17 protein-coding genes are annotated in these 18,082 nt (G+C 70.8%); 10 read left to right on the forward strand and 7 right to left on the reverse strand.

What is annotated here, in order from left to right; translation table 11 throughout:
• Positions 1-58: 58 nt before the first annotated feature.
• Positions 59-898 carry a peptidylprolyl isomerase gene (locus KOI35_RS24535; RefSeq protein ID WP_215790413.1) on the reverse strand — a complete coding sequence of 280 codons (840 nt, stop codon included), beginning with the start codon at positions 896-898 and terminating at the stop codon, positions 59-61.
• 40 nt (positions 899-938) lie between these two features.
• Positions 939-1,796 (reverse strand): peptidylprolyl isomerase, encoded by an 858-nt coding sequence (locus tag KOI35_RS24540; protein WP_215790414.1) that lies wholly within the window; start codon positions 1,794-1,796, stop codon positions 939-941.
• A 145-nt stretch (positions 1,797-1,941) separates the two neighbouring features.
• On the opposite strand from KOI35_RS24540, the gene KOI35_RS24545 reads away from it, so the two are divergent.
• From KOI35_RS24545 to KOI35_RS24555, 3 genes are all read left to right on the forward strand, one after another.
• Positions 1,942-2,640, forward strand: a complete 699-nt coding sequence (locus tag KOI35_RS24545; protein ID WP_215790416.1) for an MBL fold metallo-hydrolase — start codon at positions 1,942-1,944, stop codon at positions 2,638-2,640.
• Positions 2,641-2,664: 24 nt separating this feature from the next.
• Positions 2,665-3,972, forward strand: a complete 1,308-nt coding sequence (hisS, locus tag KOI35_RS24550) for a histidine--tRNA ligase (protein ID WP_215790418.1) — start codon at positions 2,665-2,667, stop codon at positions 3,970-3,972.
• 64 nt (positions 3,973-4,036) lie between these two features.
• A complete protein-coding gene (locus KOI35_RS24555) occupies positions 4,037-4,966 on the forward strand; it encodes an acyl-ACP desaturase (protein ID WP_215790420.1) in 930 nt (309 codons plus the stop codon).
• Here the strand turns inward: KOI35_RS24555 and KOI35_RS24560 are convergent.
• Positions 4,938-5,459 (reverse strand): PaaI family thioesterase, encoded by a 522-nt coding sequence (locus tag KOI35_RS24560; protein ID WP_215790421.1) that lies wholly within the window; start codon positions 5,457-5,459, stop codon positions 4,938-4,940. The two genes, KOI35_RS24555 and KOI35_RS24560, sit on opposite strands and share 29 nt — an antisense overlap.
• Positions 5,460-5,514: 55 nt before the next feature.
• On the opposite strand from KOI35_RS24560, the gene KOI35_RS24565 reads away from it, so the two are divergent.
• The 7 genes from KOI35_RS24565 (at position 5,515) to KOI35_RS24595 (ending at position 15,568) form a co-directional block, all read left to right on the forward strand.
• Positions 5,515-5,994, forward strand: coding sequence for a winged helix-turn-helix transcriptional regulator (locus KOI35_RS24565; RefSeq protein ID WP_215790423.1), 480 nt, complete (start codon positions 5,515-5,517; stop codon positions 5,992-5,994).
• Between the two features lie 9 nt (positions 5,995-6,003).
• On the forward strand, positions 6,004-7,599 hold the full coding sequence (locus tag KOI35_RS24570; protein WP_215790425.1) for an MFS transporter: 1,596 nt from the start codon (positions 6,004-6,006) through the stop codon (positions 7,597-7,599).
• A gap of 117 nt (positions 7,600-7,716) precedes the next feature.
• Positions 7,717-10,434: a cyanophycin synthetase gene (gene cphA, locus KOI35_RS24575; protein ID WP_215790427.1), complete on the forward strand. Its 2,718-nt coding sequence runs from the start codon at positions 7,717-7,719 to the stop codon at positions 10,432-10,434.
• 497 nt (positions 10,435-10,931) lie between these two features.
• The gene (locus KOI35_RS24580; RefSeq protein WP_215790429.1) at positions 10,932-13,076 is read left to right on the forward strand and encodes a serine/threonine-protein kinase; all 2,145 of its coding nucleotides are present in this window, start codon (positions 10,932-10,934) and stop codon (positions 13,074-13,076) included.
• 371 nt (positions 13,077-13,447) lie between these two features.
• A complete protein-coding gene (locus KOI35_RS24585) occupies positions 13,448-13,702 on the forward strand; it encodes a hypothetical protein (protein ID WP_215790430.1) in 255 nt (84 codons plus the stop codon).
• 131 nt (positions 13,703-13,833) lie between these two features.
• Complete coding sequence (locus KOI35_RS24590) at positions 13,834-14,736, forward strand: sigma-70 family RNA polymerase sigma factor (protein WP_215790431.1); 903 nt, start codon at positions 13,834-13,836, stop codon at positions 14,734-14,736.
• A gap of 82 nt (positions 14,737-14,818) precedes the next feature.
• A complete protein-coding gene (locus KOI35_RS24595) occupies positions 14,819-15,568 on the forward strand; it encodes a hypothetical protein (protein WP_215790432.1) in 750 nt (249 codons plus the stop codon).
• Positions 15,569-15,577: 9 nt separating this feature from the next.
• Here KOI35_RS24595 and KOI35_RS24600 read toward each other — a convergent pair whose 3' ends face one another.
• From KOI35_RS24600 to KOI35_RS24615, 4 genes are all read right to left on the reverse strand, one after another.
• On the reverse strand, positions 15,578-15,754 hold the full coding sequence (locus KOI35_RS24600; RefSeq protein ID WP_215790433.1) for a hypothetical protein: 177 nt from the start codon (positions 15,752-15,754) through the stop codon (positions 15,578-15,580).
• A 185-nt stretch (positions 15,755-15,939) separates the two neighbouring features.
• A complete protein-coding gene (locus tag KOI35_RS24605) occupies positions 15,940-16,671 on the reverse strand; it encodes an urease accessory protein UreD (protein WP_215790434.1) in 732 nt (243 codons plus the stop codon).
• The gene (gene ureG, locus KOI35_RS24610) at positions 16,668-17,366 is read right to left on the reverse strand and encodes an urease accessory protein UreG (RefSeq protein ID WP_215790865.1); all 699 of its coding nucleotides are present in this window, start codon (positions 17,364-17,366) and stop codon (positions 16,668-16,670) included. Before ureG ends, KOI35_RS24605 begins: the two co-directional genes overlap by 4 nt.
• A 49-nt stretch (positions 17,367-17,415) precedes the next feature.
• Positions 17,416-18,060, reverse strand: a complete 645-nt coding sequence (locus KOI35_RS24615) for an urease accessory protein UreF (protein ID WP_215790436.1) — start codon at positions 18,058-18,060, stop codon at positions 17,416-17,418.
• Between the last annotated feature and the right edge of the window lie 22 nt (positions 18,061-18,082).

Consider the following 18,082-nt stretch of genomic DNA (forward strand, 5'->3'; position numbering starts at 1 on the left):
GAAAGCAGACAAAGAAGGGGCCCTCCGAGAGCGGAGGACCCCTTCTTCATGAAACCGATCAGGCGGCCGGGACCGTCGTCAGGGTCTTGATGGTGATCTCCTTCTTGGGGTGACCACCGCCCGCCTGCTGCGCGAACGCCTTGTCGTCACCGGCCTTCACCACGTCCTCGACGATGTTGAAGCCCTCGGTGATCGTGCCGAGCAGCGTGTACTGCGCGGGGAGCTGGGTGTCGGCCGCGACGATGAAGAACTGGCTGCCGGTCGAGCCGGGCTGACCGGTGTTCGCCATCGCGATCGACTTCGCCGGGTACGGCTTCTGGGTGTCGGTCGGCAGGTTCTCTTCGGCCATCGTGTAGCTCGGGCCGCCCTGACCGTCGGTCTCGCGCCAGCCCTTGCCGCTCGCGAACGGGTCGCCGCACTGCAGCACCTTGAAGCTGGCCTCGTTGACCAGGCGGTGGCACTTCGTGTTGTCCCAGAACTTCTTGCTCGACAGGAACTCGAAGCTGGCCGACGTGCACGGCACCTTGGAACGGTCCAGGGTCGCCTTGATCGTGCCCAGGTTGGTTTCCATGGTCAGCGTGTCGGTGCCGGTGTTGGGCACGGTGGCCGGCGGGGTGCCGACGTCCTTGACCTTGCCGCCGCCGCCCGCGTCGGGCGTCCAGGTGCAGGCGACCTGCCCGGCCGGCACGCTGCTCGCGGCCGGGGTGTCGGACTTCTTGTCGTCCTTCAGCGAGGTCACGATCCACACGGCGGCGCCCGCGATCAGCACGACGGCGATCGCCGAGCCGATGACGGCCTGCTTCTGCCGGCGCTTGCGAGCAGCCGCAGAGCGCTCGGCCATCTCCTTCTCGAGCCGGGCCCGCGCCGCCGCGCGCTGCCGGTCCTTGATCGACGACACGGTGTTCCTCCTGCTGATATGTCGGCCTGGGGGATTTCTTCTAGGACTGAGTGCTCGCCGACGGGGCTGCGGACGCCGGAGCGTCGCCGACGGTCAGAGTCTTGATGGTGATCTTTTGAGTCGGCTTGACCTTCTCGTCGGCCTCGTTGGCCGAGACCGGGATCTTGCCGATCTTTTCCACCGTGGCGAGTCCGCCGGCCACCTTGCCGACGATCGAGAACTCGGGCGCCGGGGGGCTGTAGTCCTTGAAGAAGATCAGGAACTGGCTGCCGTTGGTGCCGGGCGGGTTGCCGATCAGCGCCACCGTGCCTTTGGGATAGAGCGGCGTCTTGGCGGCCGGGTCGGGCGAGGCGCTCGGCTCGGGCGCGTTCGGCACGTTCTCGTTGTAGATGCTGTAGGTCGGGCCGCCGAGACCGGTGCCGCTCGGGTCGCCGCAGCGCAGCGCCCCGTACGTGGTGATCTCGTGGCAGTCCGTGTTGTCGTAGAACTTCTTGCTCGCCAGGTACGTGATGTCGGCCGTGCCGCACGGCGAGAGCTCGCTGTCGAGACCGACGACGATCGGGTCACCCTGGTTGGTGGCGATCGTCATCGTCTGGGTGCCCAGCGTCGGGATGTCCTTGGTCGGGGGCGTGCCCACGTCCTTGAGGTTCGAGTTGGTCTGCGCGTTCTGCGGGGTCCACACGCAGGTGTCCTGATCGGCGGCGTCGGTCGTGGTCTCGTCGGAGTCGAACGCCCCGCCGATCCAGGCCACACCGGCCACGATGAGAAGGACGGCGATGCCCGACCCGACTCCGGCCAGCACACGGCGCCGACGGCGCTCCTTGACGGCCCGCTTCGCCATCTGCCGATCGAGCTTTGCCCGCGCCAGCTTGCGCTGCCGGTCCCTGCTGGATGCCACCGAACGCTGTCCTCTCGTACGACCTGTGTCACACGCCCGCAAGAGTGTACGGGTACCTCCTGAGAAAGTGGTGTGCGCCCGCCGGGCTAGGCTCGTTACGATTCGCTCCTGTTTTTTCCCGGTTCTCCAGAAGTGAGGCCAAGCTGTGCTCGTCACCGGCGTGGAGGCCCAGGCCTTCGGCACCAATTGCTACGTGGTGGCCGCCGGCCCGGGCGAGCAATGCCTGATCGTCGATCCCGGCATCGGCGTGCTCGACCGCCTCGACGAGGTGCTCACCGAGCACCGTCTCGTCCCGGCCGCGGTGCTGCTCACCCACGGCCACCTCGACCACACCTTCTCGGTCGCTCCGGTCTGCGGCGCCCGCGGCATCACGGCCTATGTGCACCCGGCCGACCGCGAGATGCTGGCCGACCCGGCCAAGGGCCTGAGCATGGACCTCACCCAGCTGTTCGGCGGCCGTCTGCCCTACTCGGAGCCCGACGACGTGGCCGAGCTGACCGACGGCGCCACGCTCACGCTGGCCGGTCTCGAGGTCACGGTCGACCATGCGCCCGGCCATACCGGCGGGTCGGTGCTGTTCCGCCTGCCCGGCGTGGGCTCCGAGTTCGAGGCCGACCAGGTCTGCCTCTCCGGAGACGTCCTGTTCGCCGGCTCGATCGGACGCACCGACCTGCCGGGCGGCAGCACCGACACGATGCTGACCAGCCTGCGGGACAAGATCCTGCCGCTGGCCGACGACACCGTCGTCCTGCCTGGCCACGGACCGGCCACCACCATCGGCCGCGAGCGCGCCCACAACCCGTACCTGCGGGAACTGGTCGCCGCGCCGCGCCGCGGACTCTGAGCTTTTTACTAGGAGATTTTGAGAATGCCTATTTCCGGCTTTCCCGAATGGATGCCGCCCCAGCGCATGATCGAGCAGCGGATGCTCGACCGCATTCGCACCACGTTCGAGCTCTACGGCTACGCCCCGCTCGAGACGCGTTCGGTCGAGCCGCTCGACACGCTGCTGAGCAAGGGGGAGACGTCCAAGGAGGTCTACCTGCTGCGCCGGCTGCAGGCGGACGAGAACGCCAAGGACGACGACTCGCTCGGCCTGCACTTCGACCTGACCGTGCCGTTCGCCCGGTTCGTGGTCGAGAACGCGGGCAAGCTGCAGTTCCCGTTCAAGCGCTACCAGATGCAGAAGGTGTGGCGCGGCGAGCGGCCGCAGGAGGGCCGCTACCGCGAGTTCCTGCAGGCCGACATCGACGTGGTCAACCGCGGTGAGCTGCCGTTCCACTACGACTGCGAGATGCCGCTGGTGATCGGGGACGCGCTCGGCGGCCTGCCGATTCCGCGCGTACGGATCCAGGTCAACAACCGCAAGGTGTGCGAGGGCTTCTACCGCGGGCTCGGTCTCGGGGACACGGCGCAGGTGCTGCGTACGGTCGACAAGCTCGACAAGATCGGCCCGGCCCGGGTAGCCGACCAGCTGGTCGAGACGGCCGGCGCGACCCGGGCCCAGGCCGACGCGTGTCTCGAGCTGGCCGCGATCTCGGCCGAGGACGGGTCCTTCGTGGACGCCGTCCGCAAGCTCGGGGTCACCGACCCGCTGCTCGAGGAGGGCCTGGGCGAACTGCTGCGGGTCGTCGAGACCGCCCGCGAGCACGCCCCGGGCCTGGTGGTGGCCGAGTTGAAGATCGCCCGCGGTCTCGACTACTACACCGGCACGGTCTACGAGACGATGCTCGAGGGCTACGAGCGGTTCGGCTCGGTCACCTCGGGCGGCCGCTACGACAGCCTGGCCTCGACCGGCAAGGAGACGTTCCCGGGCGTCGGCATCTCGATCGGCGTGACCCGGATCCTGGGCCTGCTGTTCGGCCACAACGCGCTGAACATCTCGCGCTCGGTGCCGACCTGTGTGCTGGTCGCGGTGCCGGCCGAGGAGCAGCGCACGGCCTGCGACCGGATCGCCGGGGCCCTGCGCCGGCGCGGCATCCCGGCCGAGGTGGCGCCGACCGCGGCCAAGTTCGGTAAGCAGATCCAGTACGCCGACCGGCGCGGGATCCCGTACGTCTGGTTCCCGGGTGAGCCGGACACGGTCAAGGACATCCGCTCGGGCGACCAGACCGAGGCCGACGCGGCTCTGTGGTCCCCGCCGGCTGGTGACCTTCAGCCCACGATCGCCGGCTGAGCAGGTCCAGGGCGTAGCCTTCCCTACGGTGCCGTAAGTTACGGCACCGTAGGGAGTGATCGTCATGCCTCTGGACCAGACAGCGCTGCTCATCGAGCTCGAACCGGTCGTGGCGACCAACCTCGAACGGCACCTGTCCCTGGCCAAGGAGTGGTTCCCGCACGAATACGTGCCGTGGAGCGACGGTCGCACCTTCGACGGCCTGCTCGGCGGCGAGGCCTGGCTCGAGACCGACTCGAAGCTGCCCGACGTGGCCCGGACGGCCCTGATCGTCAATCTGCTGACCGAGGACAACCTGCCCTCGTACCACCATGAGATCGCCACCCTGTTCGGACGCGACGGCGCCTGGGGCACGTGGGTGCACCGGTGGACGGCCGAGGAGGGCCGGCACGGCATCGCCCTGCGCGACTACCTGACGGTCACCAGGGCCGTCGACCCGGTCGAGCTCGAGCGGGCCCGGATGACCCACATGCAGGCCGGTTACTCCAACGACCACCCGGACGAGATCCTGCATTCCATCGCGTACGTGGCCTTCCAGGAACTCGCCACCCGCATCTCGCACCGCAACACGGGCAAGGCCACCGGCGACCCGATCGCCGAGCAGTTGCTGGCCCGGGTCGCGGCCGACGAGAACCTGCACATGGTCTTCTACCGCAACCTGCTGGCGGCCGCGTTCGACCTCGACCCGAACAACGCGATGCGCGCGGTCACCGACGTCGTGTCGACCTTCCAGATGCCCGGGGCCAACATCGAGGGCTTCGGGCGCAAGGCGCTGTCGATCGCGCTGGCCGGCATCTACGACCTGCGGCAGCACCGCGACGAGGTGCTGCAGCCGGTGCTGCGCCAGTGGAACGTGCTGGGCCGCACCGACCTGTCCGGCGACGGCGAGAAGGCCCGCGACGAACTGGCCGCGCACATGGACGACCTGGAGACCCAGGCCGCCCGCTTCGAGGAGAAGCGCGAAGCTAGGCGTCTCCGGCTGGCGAAGAAATAGGGAACAGCATGCAGCTCGACATGGCCTGAGCGACCAGGCGGCCGTTCGCGTCGGAGAGCCGGGCCTCGGCCAGCGCGGTGCGACGACCGCTCTGCAGCACGGTGCCGACGCAGCTCAGGCGGCCCGACTTCAGGGTGACCGGGCGCAGGAACTTCACGTTGAGGTCGAGGCTGGTGTAGCCGACGCCGGCCGGCAGCGTGCTGTGCACCGAGCAGCCGGTGGCCGTGTCGAGCAGCGTCGAGATGACCCCGCCGTGCATCGTGCCCAGCGGGTTGTAGTGGAACTCCTGCGGGTCGAGGCGCACGGTGACCGAGCCGAACTCGGGCTCGAGCGACGCCATCCCGACCAGCTGCATGATCGGCGGCGGGGGCAGTTCGCCGCTCGCCATCGCCTGCAGGAGCTCGAGGCCCGCCCGGCGGCCGATCAGGCCGGCGTGCACCGTGGGGTCGGACCAGCTGAAGGTGCGGGTGCGGTCCTGCTGGGTCTGGGTCATGGACGCAGCCTCGCACCGGCTTGCTGGGTCTGTCCAGTGGACTTAGCCTTCTGGGATGAGTTCCACAGCACCGGAAGCGCTGGCCTGGTCGGTCGAGTCGTGCACGATCGGGCGCGCGATGGAGATCCTCGGTGAGCGGTGGACCGTCGTCGTGCTGCGCGAGGTGTTCGCGGGCATCCGCCGCTTCGACGACATGCGGGTGCGCACCAACATCCCGCGTCAGGTGCTCACCAACCGGCTGGCCATGCTGGTCGACAACGGCGTGTTGCACCGCGTGCCGTACCGGGAGCCGGGGTCACGCGAGCGGCACGAATACCGGCTGACCCGGAAAGGCTTCGACCTCTATCCGGTGCTGATCGCGGTGGCCGAGTGGGGCGACCGCTATCTGGCCGAGCCCGAGGGTCCCCCGCTGGCCTACGAGCACCGCGACTGCGGGGCGGCCGTGCACCCGGTGATCCGCTGCGCCGACGGCCACGAGATCAGCGACTACCGGGAAGTGTTGCCTAAGCCGGGACCGGGCGCGCGCCGCCGATAGGTTGCCCGGGTGGACTCACCCTGGTCACCGCTGCGCGGCCGCGTCTTCCGGATGCTCTGGATCGCGGTGCTGGCCGGCAACGTCGGCACCTGGATGCAGACCGTCGGCGCCCAGTGGCTGGTCGTGCCGGAGCCGGACGCGGCCACCTGGACCAGCCTCGTGCAGGCGGTGACGATGCTGCCGGTGCTGATGCTGGCCCTGCCGGCCGGTGCGATCGCCGACGTGCTCGACCGCCGCCGCCTGCTGCTGGCCGTGCAGATCGCGCTGTCCGGAGTCGGGGCCGTGCTGACCGTGCTGACCGCGCTCGACCGGATGCCACCGGCCCTGCTGCTCTTCTTCACCTTTCTGCTCGGCGTCGGGCAGGCCTTGACCCTGCCGACCTGGCAGGCCGTGATCCCCGAGATCGTGCCGCGCGCGGAGTTGCCGGCCGCGTCGGCGCTGGGCGCGGTGAACACCAACCTGGCCCGGTCGGCCGGTCCGGCGGTGGCGGGCCTGCTGGTGGCCCAGATCGGGTCGGCCGCCGTGTTCGGGCTCAACGCGCTCTCGTACGCCGTCTTCGCGCTCGCCCTGCTCGTCTGGCGCCGCCCGCCCCGCCCGGGACCAAGTCACCCCGAGCACTTCGGACCGGCCGTCCGCGCCGGTGGCCGCTTCGTCCGCTACGACCCCGCGGTGCGCCGCCTGCTCCTGCGCGTGATCCTGTTCGTGCTGCCGGGCAGCGTGGTCTGGGGTCTGCTGCCCGTGGTCGCGCATCAGGAGCTGGGCCTGGGCGCCAGCGGTTACGGCATCCTGCTGGCCGCCCTGGGCGTCGGGGCGATCGGCGGCGCGCTGCTCATGCCGCGCATCCGCCGGCGACTGACGGCCAACCGCCTGATCGCCGTCGCGGGCGTGGTCTATGCCGGGGCGCTGGCGGCGACAGCGTTTTTCCCGTACGCCGTAGTAGTCGCCGCCGTTCTTGTGCTCGCCGGTGCGGCCTGGATGACCCTGGTGTCCCGGATGAACGCCAGCATGCAACTGCTGCTGCCGAACTGGGTGCGCGCCCGCGGCTTCGGCATCTATCAGGTCGTCTTCGCCGGGGCGCAGGCCGTCGGCGCGCTCCTGTGGGGTCAGGTCGCCCAGGCGTTCGGCCTGCGCTTCGCCTTCACCGCCGCGGCCGTGGTGATGCTGCTGGGCACGGCCACCGTCCGCTGGTGGCCGGTGCACGAGCACGACGACGCCGACCTGAGCCCGGCGATCTACTGGTCCGAGCCGCACATCATGCTCGACCCGCGGCCGGACGAGGGGCCGGTGCTGGTGACCTCGATCTACCGGGTCGCCGACGAGAAGGCGGACGAATTCGTCGAGGCGATGGAGGCCGTACGGGGAACGCGGTTGCGCACCGGGGCGACGCGGTGGGGACTGTTCCGGGACGGCGAGGAGCCGGGCAAGTTCGTCGAGGTCTATCAGGTGCCGACCTGGGAGGACCACGTCCGCCAGCACGAGGGGCGGCTGACCGGCAGCGACGAGGAGACCGAGAAGAGGGCTTCCGCGTACGCGTCGGGGCCGCCCGAGGTCACGCACCTGCTGCCGGCCGCACCGGACGGCACTGCATCCCACAAAATGCATTAGTCCAATGTTTCGGATTTGTTCCGTTTAACCTCAGAGGTGCCCGGACCGGCCCGCGTTCCACCTCACGGGCCGCCGGCCCGTCTGCGCCCGGCGGGGCATCCTCGGAGGACCGTCGTCATGAAGATCGAGAGCCTGCGGCACCTGCGCGGGCCGAACGTCTATCTCTCCCGCCCGGCCGTCGTCGCCCGGGTCCGCCTCGAAGAACTGGCCGGCGTCGAGACCTCCGACGTCACCGGGTTCGCCGAGCGCCTGCTGCGCGTGCTGCCCGGCCTGGCCGAGCACCACTGCGCGGCCGGGGCGCCCGGCGGGTTCGTCAGCCGGCTGCGCGGGGGCACCTATTTCGGGCACGTCACCGAGCACGTCTGCCTCGAGCTGTCCCAGCTGATCGGCCGGGACGTCAGCTTCGGCCGCACGGTGTCGGCCGGTGAGCCCGGCGGTTACGACCTCATCATCGAGTGCCCGGTCGACGAGTCGCCCGGCTCGTCGGTGCCGTGCGAGCTGCTCGAGACGGCGGCCGGGCTGGTCACGGCGGTGGTCGACGGGCGGCCGGGGGAACTCGCCCTGGACGATCTGGCGGCGCGGGCCGAACGGGAGGCGGCCGGACCGAGCACCCGGGCGATCATCGCGGCCGCCCGCCGGCGCGGCATCCCGGTCGAGCGCTACGACGACCTCAGCCTGCTGCGCCTCGGCTGGGGCAACCGGCGGCGGCTGGCCTGGGCCGCGATGACCGACCAGACCAGCGGCGTCGGCATCGACATCGCCGGCGACAAGCAGGTGACCCGGCGCGTGCTGACCGAGGCGGGCGTGCCGATGCCGGCCGGGGGCGCGGCCCGCACGCTCGACGAGGCGCTGCGCCTGCTCGGCGAACTCGGTGGCCCGGTTGTGGTCAAGCCCCGGCACGGACGGCACGGCGAGCATGTCGCGCTGCACCTGAACACGCCGGATCAGGTCGAGCAGGCGTTCCGGGCGGCCGGCGCGGACGTGATCGTCGAGCGTGAGCTGGGCGGCCGCGACTATCGGGTGCTGGTGGTCGCGGGCGAGGTGGTGGCCGCCGCCGAACGGATCGCCGCGCACGTCGTCGGCGACGGCTCGCGCACGGTGGCCGAACTGGTCGAGGAGCTCAACGCCGATCCGCGCCGGGGAACCGGGCACTCCCGCGTGCTGACCCGGGTGGAACCGGTGCCCAGTGTGCTCGAGCGCCAGGGATATAAAGGGGAGAGCGTTCCCGCGTACGGGAAAAAGGTCTGGCTCTGCTCCACCGGCAACCTGTCGACCGGCGCGACCAGTCACGACGTGACCGACCTGATCCACCCCGAGGTCTCGCGGCTCTGCCTGCGGGTGACCGCGCTGCTCGGGCTCGACATCGCCGGCATCGACCTGAGGCTGCCCGGCATCGACGCCCCGGTGCCGCCGGCGCAGTCCGGAACCGAGGCCGCAGCCGGGGTGATCGAGGTCAACGCGGTGCCCGGCCTGCGCATGCACCTGGCCCCGGTCGAGGGACGGCCGCGCGACGTGGGCGACGCGATCGTGCGGGCGATGTTCCCGGCCGGCTCGGACGGGCGGATCCCGACGGTCGCTGTCACCGGCACCAACGGCAAGACCACGGTCGCCCGGATAACCGCGCATCTGCTGGCCGGTCACGGGTTGCGGGTCGGTCTGACCACCACCGACGACGTACGCATCGACGGGCGGGTGATCTTCCGGGCCGACGCCACCGGACCACGGTCGGCGCAGATGGTGCTGGGTGATCCGGGCGTGTCGGCGGCGGTGCTCGAGACGGCGCGCGGCGGGCTGCTCAACCGCGGGCTGGGCTACGACTGGTCGGACGTCGGGGTGCTCACCAACATCACGGCCGACCACCTGGGGCAGGACGGGCTGGCCACGGTCGAGGACCTGGCCCACGTGAAGGCGCTGGTGGCCGAGCGGGTGCGCGACGGCGGGACGCTGGTGCTCAACGCCGACGACCCGTGGGTGCGCACGTTGATCGGACGGCCGCGGGTGCGGGCCGACCGCAAGCGGGTGGTGTGGTTCGGGCTCGACGCCGGACAGCCGGTGGTGGTCGAGCATCTGGCCCGGGGCGGGACGGCCTACCTGGCCGACGACGGCTGGGTCCTGCAGGCGACCGGGGCCCGGCGGACTCCGTTGCTGCGGGTGGCCGAGTTGCCGGGGGCGTACGGGGGAGCGGCGCCGCACGTGGTGGCCAACACGCTGGCCGCGATGGCCGCCGCCCGGGCGCTGGGGGCCGGGCAGGACGAGGTGTGCCGGAGGGTGGCCGAGTTCGATCCGGCGGTGGCGAACCCGGGGCGCGGAACGCTGCTGCGCCTCGGGGACGTTTCCGTATTTGTCGACTATGCACACAATCCGGCGGCTCTGGCGGCGACCCTGCGGACCGTGCATCGGCTCTGGGGTCCCGACCGTTGCGTGGCCGCGCTGACCCTGCCGGGGGACCGGCGCGACGATCTGCTGGCGGCATGTGCGCAGGTGGTGGCCGATGCGGTCTCGCGAGTGGTGCTCTATGACGACGAGGACCCTCGCGGCCGTACGCCGTCCGAAGTCTCCGAATTGGTCGAGCGGGAGATGCGGGCGCGGCGTCCCAAGCTGACCGCGCTCCGGGTCTCCGGCTTTGCTGATGCCGTGGTGGAAGCCCTGCGGCTGGCCCGGCCCGGCGATGTGGTGCTGGTCATCTACGAGAAGCTCGCGCCGGTTCTGGCGTTGCTGGAGGAGCTGGGTGCGGTGCCCGCGCCGCCGGCTCGGCCCGGTCGTCGTCCGGCTTATCCGTCGTTAAGATCGCTAATGGGGAACGAGCGGGTTCCTGTCCCCGGTTACCACGTCTGAGGCGGCGCGGCGGAGGTTGGCACGCTAAATGGGCTGATCAGCCGATGGAGCTGACCGTTCAGGCGGGGTTGCACAGGTAGATCCCTGAACAGTTGCCCTAGGACAGGCTTTTGTCGACGATTGCCCGACATTGCGAAGGGTGATGGTCGCATTACGGCTGGTTGCTCTGTCCACGCTGGACGGTAGCGAACTTCTGCTGGAAGAAACTTCCGATAAAGCGGGCATAGGCCCTCGTACTGGTTCGAGCCGGTCGGGTTTCCGTCAGGCATCCGACTTTCGGGTACTGGACGAGTGTCAAAGACAGGTGCGATCTGCCCGGAACGGACGGTGATGAACCGCAGGTAAGACCGTGTGTGCGCGGGATCGTGAGGGGGCCGATCATCGGCTAGCATCCCTTCCGTCGATGGGGAACGTTCGGCTATCCGGCCGGGCACCCCGACGCCGAGGGGCATGGCGGTGCAACTCGGTGTTTCTTCGAAGCGCGCATGTGGGGGCACATGAGCACGACGGACCTTCCGGGTTCGAGTCTGCTGGCCGGTCGCTATCGACTGGTCGAGCGGCTCGGTGCCGGCGGGATGTCAGTGGTGTGGCGAGGGTTCGACGAAGTCCTCGGGCGCCAGGTCGCGGTCAAAGTTCTGCCACCGTCGACCAGTGCAGACCCGGCGTTCCGGCGCCGGCTGCGTGCGGAAGCTCAGGCGGCCGCTCGGCTCAGCCACCCGAACATCACGAATGTCTACGACTACGGCGAAGCGACCACCGTCGACGGTGAGCCGGTTCCTTATGTAGTGATGGAACTCATCGACGGCGAGTCACTCGCCGCCGTACTCGCGCGCGTGCGCAAGCTGCCCTGGCAGCACGCCGTGCGGATAACGGCCGAGGTGGCAGCGGCGCTCGCCGCCGCACACTCACGGGGCATCGTGCACCGCGACGTCACCCCGGCCAACGTCATGCTCACGCCGACCGGGGCCAAGGTCGTCGACTTCGGCATCTCGGCCCTCATCGGCGAGAACGACATCGACCCCGACGGCAGTCTGCTCGGCACGCCGGCCTACCTCGCGCCCGAGCGGCTCGAGGGCGGCCAGGTGAGCCCGGCGACCGATGTCTATGCGGTGGGCCTGCTCATCTACCGCACACTGATCGGCCAGCTGCCGTGGGACGTCGGAACGACGACGGCTCTGCTGCGGGCTCACCAATACACCGAGCCCGAGCCGCTGCCGCCGGTCGACGGTCTGCCCGCCGACGTGGACGCCCTGGTCGGGCGCTGCCTCGAGAAGCGGCCGTCCGACCGGCCGTCCAGTGCCGATCTGGCGCACATCTTGGCCGGCATCGCCTCGGCGTCGCCGGCGGCGGCGCGGGGCTACGTGCCGGACTGGAAGGGCAACGGCGAAGACACGACGATCCTGCCGTCGCCTCAGGCTTACGGCGAGATCCTCGGGTCTCCGGTTTCGCCGGCGCCGGTCTCGCCTGCTGCGGCGGCTCCGCGCCCTGCGGCGGCTGCGGCTGGTGCTGCGGCGGCGGCCGGGGCTGCGGCTGCGTCGGCACCTGCGGCGTCTGCTTCCGCTGCTGCGGCTTCGTCTGCGGATGAGTCGGCTGTGCCTGTTCGGAACAGTCGCTTCGGTGAGCTGAAGTCAGGGCCGGTCTACAACGCGGCTCCGATGGGTGCGGGTGGCCTGCGGTCTGCTGTCGGTGACAAGCCGCCTTCCGGTGACCGGCCTGGTCGCACGACCGAGCCGGCGTGGACGCGGATCGGGCAGACCAAGACCCGGCGGGTCCTGGTGGTGGCCGGTGCCGTGCTGCTCATCGGTCTCGGGACCTACGGCTGGAGCGCGTCGGCGACCGGTAAGAGGGACGGGGGCAACATTGCCGTGCCCTCGAACCCACAGCCGGTGCTGAACAAGTGCGTGGTGAGCTACGCCGTCTGGACCGATGCCAACCACCGGTTCACGGCGCAGGTCACGGTGGCCAACCGCAACGAGACGCCGGTCGAGGACTGGAAGCTCTGGTTCATGATGCCCGGTGACCAGGTGGTCAAGGGCGTCGAGGGCACCCAGCTGGAGCAGGACGGTCCGTCGGGTGGCGGCGTTTCGATCGACTCGACGCAGGCGATCGGGCCGCTCAAGACGGTGGCGCTCAAGATGAACGGCCGTTACAAGGACAGTAATTTGCCGCCGATGGCCTTCTCGCTCAACGGGGCCACCTGCGACGCGTTCGTGTCCAAGGCGCCGAATGAGCCGTCGCGCTTCGTCGAGACGCTGTCCGACGGCACGCTGCGGCTCGGCCCGACCAAGTCGCCGATTCCGGGCGTCACGATCGGGGACGGCGGTCTGATCACCGTCACGCCGACGACGAAGCCGGCTCCCGGTCAGTCGAACCAGCCGCCGGGGTCAACGACGTCGGTTCCGCCGACAAACACAACCCCGCCGGGGCCGGTGGACACGTCGACGCCGCCGATCAAAGACACGGAGCCGCCGCCCCCGAGACCCACGGTGACGGAGACTCGGCCGCCGACGGAGGAGACGACGCCGCCGACGACGGGACCGGCGACTGAGCCGGTGAACGATCCGCCGACCACCACGGTCAAGCCGACGATCCCTGTCGGTGGTGGCGGCGACGATTGCGACGTCGCCGCCGGAGACTGCTAGGACTTGCTAGGAACGTTCACGGAGACAGGGTCGGCCACGAGAGCCGGCCCTGTTTTTTGCGCCTCGAGCGGGGCGGAAGCGCGGGAGCGGGACCTGTGCGGCGTACGGGGGAGGCTGGTTGGTGGTCGAGGGTCGGATGGGGAACAGCTGAACGGCGGAAACCGGACGCGGCGCCGCCCGGGAGCGAGTTACTGTGAAAGCGATGCATCCGGCACTTTCCTCCGTTTCGCCCGGCGTGGCGGCCACGCGGAGGCAGTGCACAGGCAAAAGATGAGATAGCAGAACTGGACGCGCTCATTCCGTCTCAAACACCGTGGATCGGGCATGACGAGAAGTAGCGCTACAGCAAGTCGTCCATCGGGGAGTACGACATGATCAGCATTGTCAAGGATCTGGCGGCGGAGGCCCTGTTCGTCTCCGACCTGCAGCCGTCCCAGTGCCCCACGCACAAGGCCGTGGAAGAGGCGGTGACCGACATGATCCTGCAGCACGGCAGTGACGGTTGCGCCGCCAACGTGGCCGAGGAGTTCGGGGAGCACCCGGACGACGCGGTCCGGCGCATGCACTGGGTGCACGAGGAACTGACCGAGGTGCTCGAACCTCGGCGCCCCGCCGTCATCCGGTAAAAACCTGAGCCTTTCTCGCGAAAAGCACCCTAAAAGCAACCGAGTTCCGCCGCCTTCGCACCTTTCGGCGGCAAATGTTCTCCTCGTCAGCCGGTTTTCACCCAACCGGTCGTATGAGCGAGGAGGACCACGTGACGGACACGACCCCACTCCCCGCCACCATCGGCACGACTCACGACGCGCCTTCCGCGCGTGACATCGAGGACCTCGTCCGCGAACACATGCCGATGGTTGGCCATCTGGTCCGGGAGTTGCTGAACCGGGTTCCGGGCCACGTCCACGCGGACGACCTGTCTTCGGCCGGGTTCGCCGCCCTGCTGGGCGCGGCCCGCTCCTTCGACGTCACCCGCGGGATCCCGTTCCACCGCTTCGCCGCGGTCCGCATCCGCGGCGCGCTCCTCGACGAGCTGCGCGGACAGGACTGGGCCAGCCGATCGGTGCGCGCCCGGGCCCGCAAGACCGCGACCGCCCGCCAGGAGCTCACCGCGGCGCTGGGACGCACCCCGACCGACGCCGAGGTGGCCGAGACGCTCGGCATCGGTGTCGCCGAGCTGGCCACGGTCGAGGACGACGTCCAGAAGGCGGCCCTGCTGAGCCTGCAGGGCTTCCCGACCGGTGCGGCCGAGGAGATGGTGCCGGAGACGTCCGAGGGGCCGGAGGACCTGCTGCTCAAGCGGGAACGACTTGGCTACCTGCACCAGGCCATCCAGGCCCTGCCCGAGCGGTTGCGCCTGGTGGTGACGGAGTCGTTTCTGCAGGAGCAGCCGCTCAGCGACGTGGCGGCGCGGCTCGGCGTGACCGAGTCCCGCATCTCCCAGCTGCGCACCGAGGCGCTGCAGCTGCTGCGCGAGGGCCTGAACAGCTCGCTGGCCCCGGAGCTGCTCACGGTGGCCGCGGGCGGACCGCGTACGCGCAAAGGTTGTATGCAACGCCGCCGGTCGGAGTATTTCGCCCGGGTCGCCCAGCAGGGCAACCTGCACACCCGCCTGGCCCTGACCGACGAGCACGGGGTCCCGATCGCGGTAGCGGCCTGACCAGCATCTGACTCGAGGGCGGCCCTGGTGCCGCCCTCGAGTCAGGCCCCCGTTGTCGATCTTTCTCCCGTACGATCCGGCGATGCCGCCGCGCCTCAGCCGTCTGCTCGCCCCACTGTTTGTGATTCTGGCCTTCGCGCTGTCGGCCGGTCTGTCGCTGTGGCTGCGGCCGCTCACCTGGCGGGTCCAGCCCCTCGCGGCCGGTCTCGCGGTCTACCTGCTGCTCCTGGTGGCGTGCGCGGTCGTTCCGGCCGGTGTGTATGCCCTGATCACCGGAGCGTTCCGAGATCGGCCGGCCGGGTGGGAGAGCGATCCGGCCGGGCGACGGTTCAGCGTGCAGTCGTCGCCGCGGCAGGCGGCGATGCTGATCGCCGCGGGCTCGGTGGTCGGGCAGGCCGTGCCGGTGGAGCGGGTGCCGAACGAGGATCAGATGCGGATCGCGCAGCTCGGCGTGGTGACGTGGGTCTTCTTCGGCCTGGTGGCGGTGCTGATGATCGACCTCGTGCTGCGGTCGATGACGAGCCGCCCGTCCGTCGTGCTGACCCCGGACGGCCTGACCCTGGGCCATCGCTTCCGCGAGCAGGAGATCCGGTGGGACGAGCTGCGGCCGGGCGGGCCGCCGCGGCCGGCCAAGCGGAACCCGGGCACGCTCAAGCTGCTCCGATCCGAGGCGGCGCCGCTGTCCCTGCCGGCCGGCGTGCTGCAGATCGACACGGCGTTCCTGGCCCACACGATCCGCCGGTACGTCGAGCACCCTGACCGCCGCCCCCGAATCGGCGACGCCGCCGAGCTGGCCGAACTCCAGCGCGGCTTCGCCGCCGAGGGCGCCTGAGGTGCGTCTCTACGGATTCAGCAGCTCGGTTACCTGCCTGCGCTGAGCCGCGGTGAGAGCGAACGGACTGGCCGGGTTGCGCGGCGCGTCTTCCGACTCGGGCACACCGGCCGCCCACGACACCTTTCCCCAGAAGACGACGTCGTCGGAAACGGCCAGCGCGGCCAGCTCGGTGGTGTCGTTCACCGCTCCCAGCGTCCGCAGTGCCTCCGCGAGGGTCGACCTCGCGGCTGGGGTGTCGGCCGCGGCGTCGCCGAGTGCCGGCGCGAGCAGAAGCAGGACCCGAGCTCGCCGGATCTGGTCGGGTTGACGGTCGGCGGCGGCGACGAGTTCGGGCCAGGCGATCCCCGGACCCCGCTGGTGCCCGTGCGTCAGGTGTGGGCCAGGGCTCTCGTGGGCTCGCAGAGCGGGTCGAGGGCGGCCTGGACCGGGCGGATGTCGTCGGCGATCGCGGTGGCCAGCATTCCGGGGCCGGCCAGCGGCATGAGGGCGTAGTCGCCGGGGCCTGAGGTCGCGGGCATGGTGTCGGGGGCGAACACGATGGTGCCGATGGCGCGGCCGCCGCCCAGGATTGCGGGGCCGGACCAGCCGGGGGCGGCGGGGCCTACGGCCAGGTCGTGGCGGTAGAGCGTGGTGCCCGCGTACCGGATGGTGGTGTCCAGGCGGACGTTGCCGGAGTCCTCGTGGTGGCGGCCACAGACCAGGTCGTCGCGCCAGAGCAGGGTGCCGCCCTCGGCCACGTCGACCCGGGTGATCGTGTGGTGGTCGCAGCCGGCGGCGGCGATCATCGGCTCGGGGTGCCAGCGCAGGGTGGCGCCGGCGGCCACCGTGGCGGTGATCTCGAAGCGGGACGGGGGCAGGTGGTCGCGGCCGGGCAGGGCCAGCTGGGCGGCCACGCTGCGGATCTCCAGGGTGGCGCCGGGGCCGACCGCGATGTCGAGCCGCAGGTCGTCGCCGCGCAGCGGGCCGGCGCCACCGCCGACCAGATGGACCGTGGTGGGGCCCGTGCGGCGCAGCAGCAGCGGGGACTCGCTGTGCAGGACGGTCAGCCGGGTGCCGCCGAGGTTGTCCCGCTCGGCGACGACCCGGGAGAACGCCTTCACGCCGCCGGCACTCGCGTGGCGACCAGGGTGCGGATCCAGTCGGCGACCGGGGTGGCGTTGCGGTCCTCGACCAGCGACAGGAACACCGTGGGCAGGTCGCCGCGGCGGGCCTTGGCGTCGTGGTCCATCACCGACAGGTCGGCGCCGACCATCGGGGCCAGGTCGGTCTTGTTGATGACCAGCAGGTCGGCCGTGGTGACGCCGGGGCCGCCCTTGCGGGGCACCTTGTCGCCGCCGGCCACGTCGACCACGAAGATCTGCTGGTCGATCAGGCCCTTGCTGAACGTGGCGGTCAGGTTGTCGCCGCCGCTCTCGACCAGCACCAGGTCGAGCGGGCCGAGCGACGCCTCGAGGTCCTCGACCGCGTCCAGGTTGGCGGAGATGTCGTCGCGGATGGCGGTGTGCGGGCAGCAGCCGGTCTCGACCGCGCGCACCCGGTCGGCCGGCAGCACCCCGTTGCGGAGCAGGAAGTCGGCGTCCTCGGTGGTGTAGATGTCGTTGGTGACAACGGCCAGCCGCAACTCGTCGCCCAGCGCCCGGCACAGGGCGGCCACCAGCGCGGTCTTGCCCGAGCCGACCGGTCCGCCGATGCCGACCCGCAGGGCCCGCGGGCCGGTGGTCAGCGGCTCGTGCGGGTCCACGCCGGGGTCGGGGTGGGTGTGCGGCACCTCTTCGGGGCCGTGCGTGTGCGGGATCGTGTAGCCGTCGGAGGGGTGGGGCAGGGCCCCGCCGGCGACGGAGTTCTCAGGATGCAAAGAGACGCACCTCCCAGGTGGCGTGGAGCTCGGCGCCGATGTCGAGCAAGGGAGCGCCCGCGGCCGGCAGATCGTCGACCGGGTCGTCGGCCCGGGCCGCGGCGTCGGCCGCGATCCGGTCGCATTCGGGGGCGAGCCGGGCCAGCAGCCCGTGCACCGCATAGGGATCAAGACCGAGCAGCCGTACGGCGGCCGACGCCGCGCCGCTCGTCGTTCCGTGGGCGGCCGCGACGGCGGCTGCGGCGGGGCCCAGTCCGGCGGCGGCTGCGACCACACCGAGCGCGACGGGTTGGTGCAGGTCGCGGCCGGTGAGCGGCATGGTCCACATGGCTCGGGCGGCCCGCAGCAGCGCCCGGCCCTGGGCTCGGGATGCTTTGCGGAGCGCGGGCGACGGCGTACGGGAATCGAGCCCTTGATCTAATGCCGCCCACTCGGACGGGTGGGCGCAGGCGGCGGCCGCGAACGCCGCGGACACGAGGCCGGAGGTCGCCAGCTTGCCGCGCAGGAAGTCGGCGACCGCGTCGAGGTCGCGCACTCGGCCGGCGGAGACCTGCGCTTCCAGGCCGCCGGAGTGCGCGTGGCCGCCGGAGGGGAGGCGGCCGTCGGCGAGGACGAGCAGGGTCGCGAGGCTCATGCCCGACATTCCGGAAATGTCC

Origin of the sequence: Paractinoplanes bogorensis (assembly GCF_018829635.1) — a bacterium.
Lineage (GTDB): Bacteria > Actinomycetota > Actinomycetes > Mycobacteriales > Micromonosporaceae > Actinoplanes > Actinoplanes bogorensis.

Coding starts and splice junctions, on each gene's coding strand:
- KOI35_RS24555 (WP_215790420.1), top strand. CDS start 4,037: ATGCCTCTGGACCAGACAGCGCTGCTCATCGAGCTCGAACCGGTCGTG.
- KOI35_RS24585 (WP_215790430.1), top strand. CDS start 13,448: ATGATCAGCATTGTCAAGGATCTGGCGGCGGAGGCCCTGTTCGTCTCC.
- KOI35_RS24595 (WP_215790432.1), top strand. CDS start 14,819: ATGCCGCCGCGCCTCAGCCGTCTGCTCGCCCCACTGTTTGTGATTCTG.
- KOI35_RS24615 (WP_215790436.1), bottom strand. CDS start 18,060: ATGAGCCTCGCGACCCTGCTCGTCCTCGCCGACGGCCGCCTCCCCTCC.
- hisS (WP_215790418.1), top strand. CDS start 2,665: ATGCCTATTTCCGGCTTTCCCGAATGGATGCCGCCCCAGCGCATGATC.
- KOI35_RS24565 (WP_215790423.1), top strand. CDS start 5,515: ATGAGTTCCACAGCACCGGAAGCGCTGGCCTGGTCGGTCGAGTCGTGC.
- KOI35_RS24560 (WP_215790421.1), bottom strand. CDS start 5,459: ATGACCCAGACCCAGCAGGACCGCACCCGCACCTTCAGCTGGTCCGAC.
- cphA (WP_215790427.1), top strand. CDS start 7,717: ATGAAGATCGAGAGCCTGCGGCACCTGCGCGGGCCGAACGTCTATCTC.
- KOI35_RS24580 (WP_215790429.1), top strand. CDS start 10,932: ATGAGCACGACGGACCTTCCGGGTTCGAGTCTGCTGGCCGGTCGCTAT.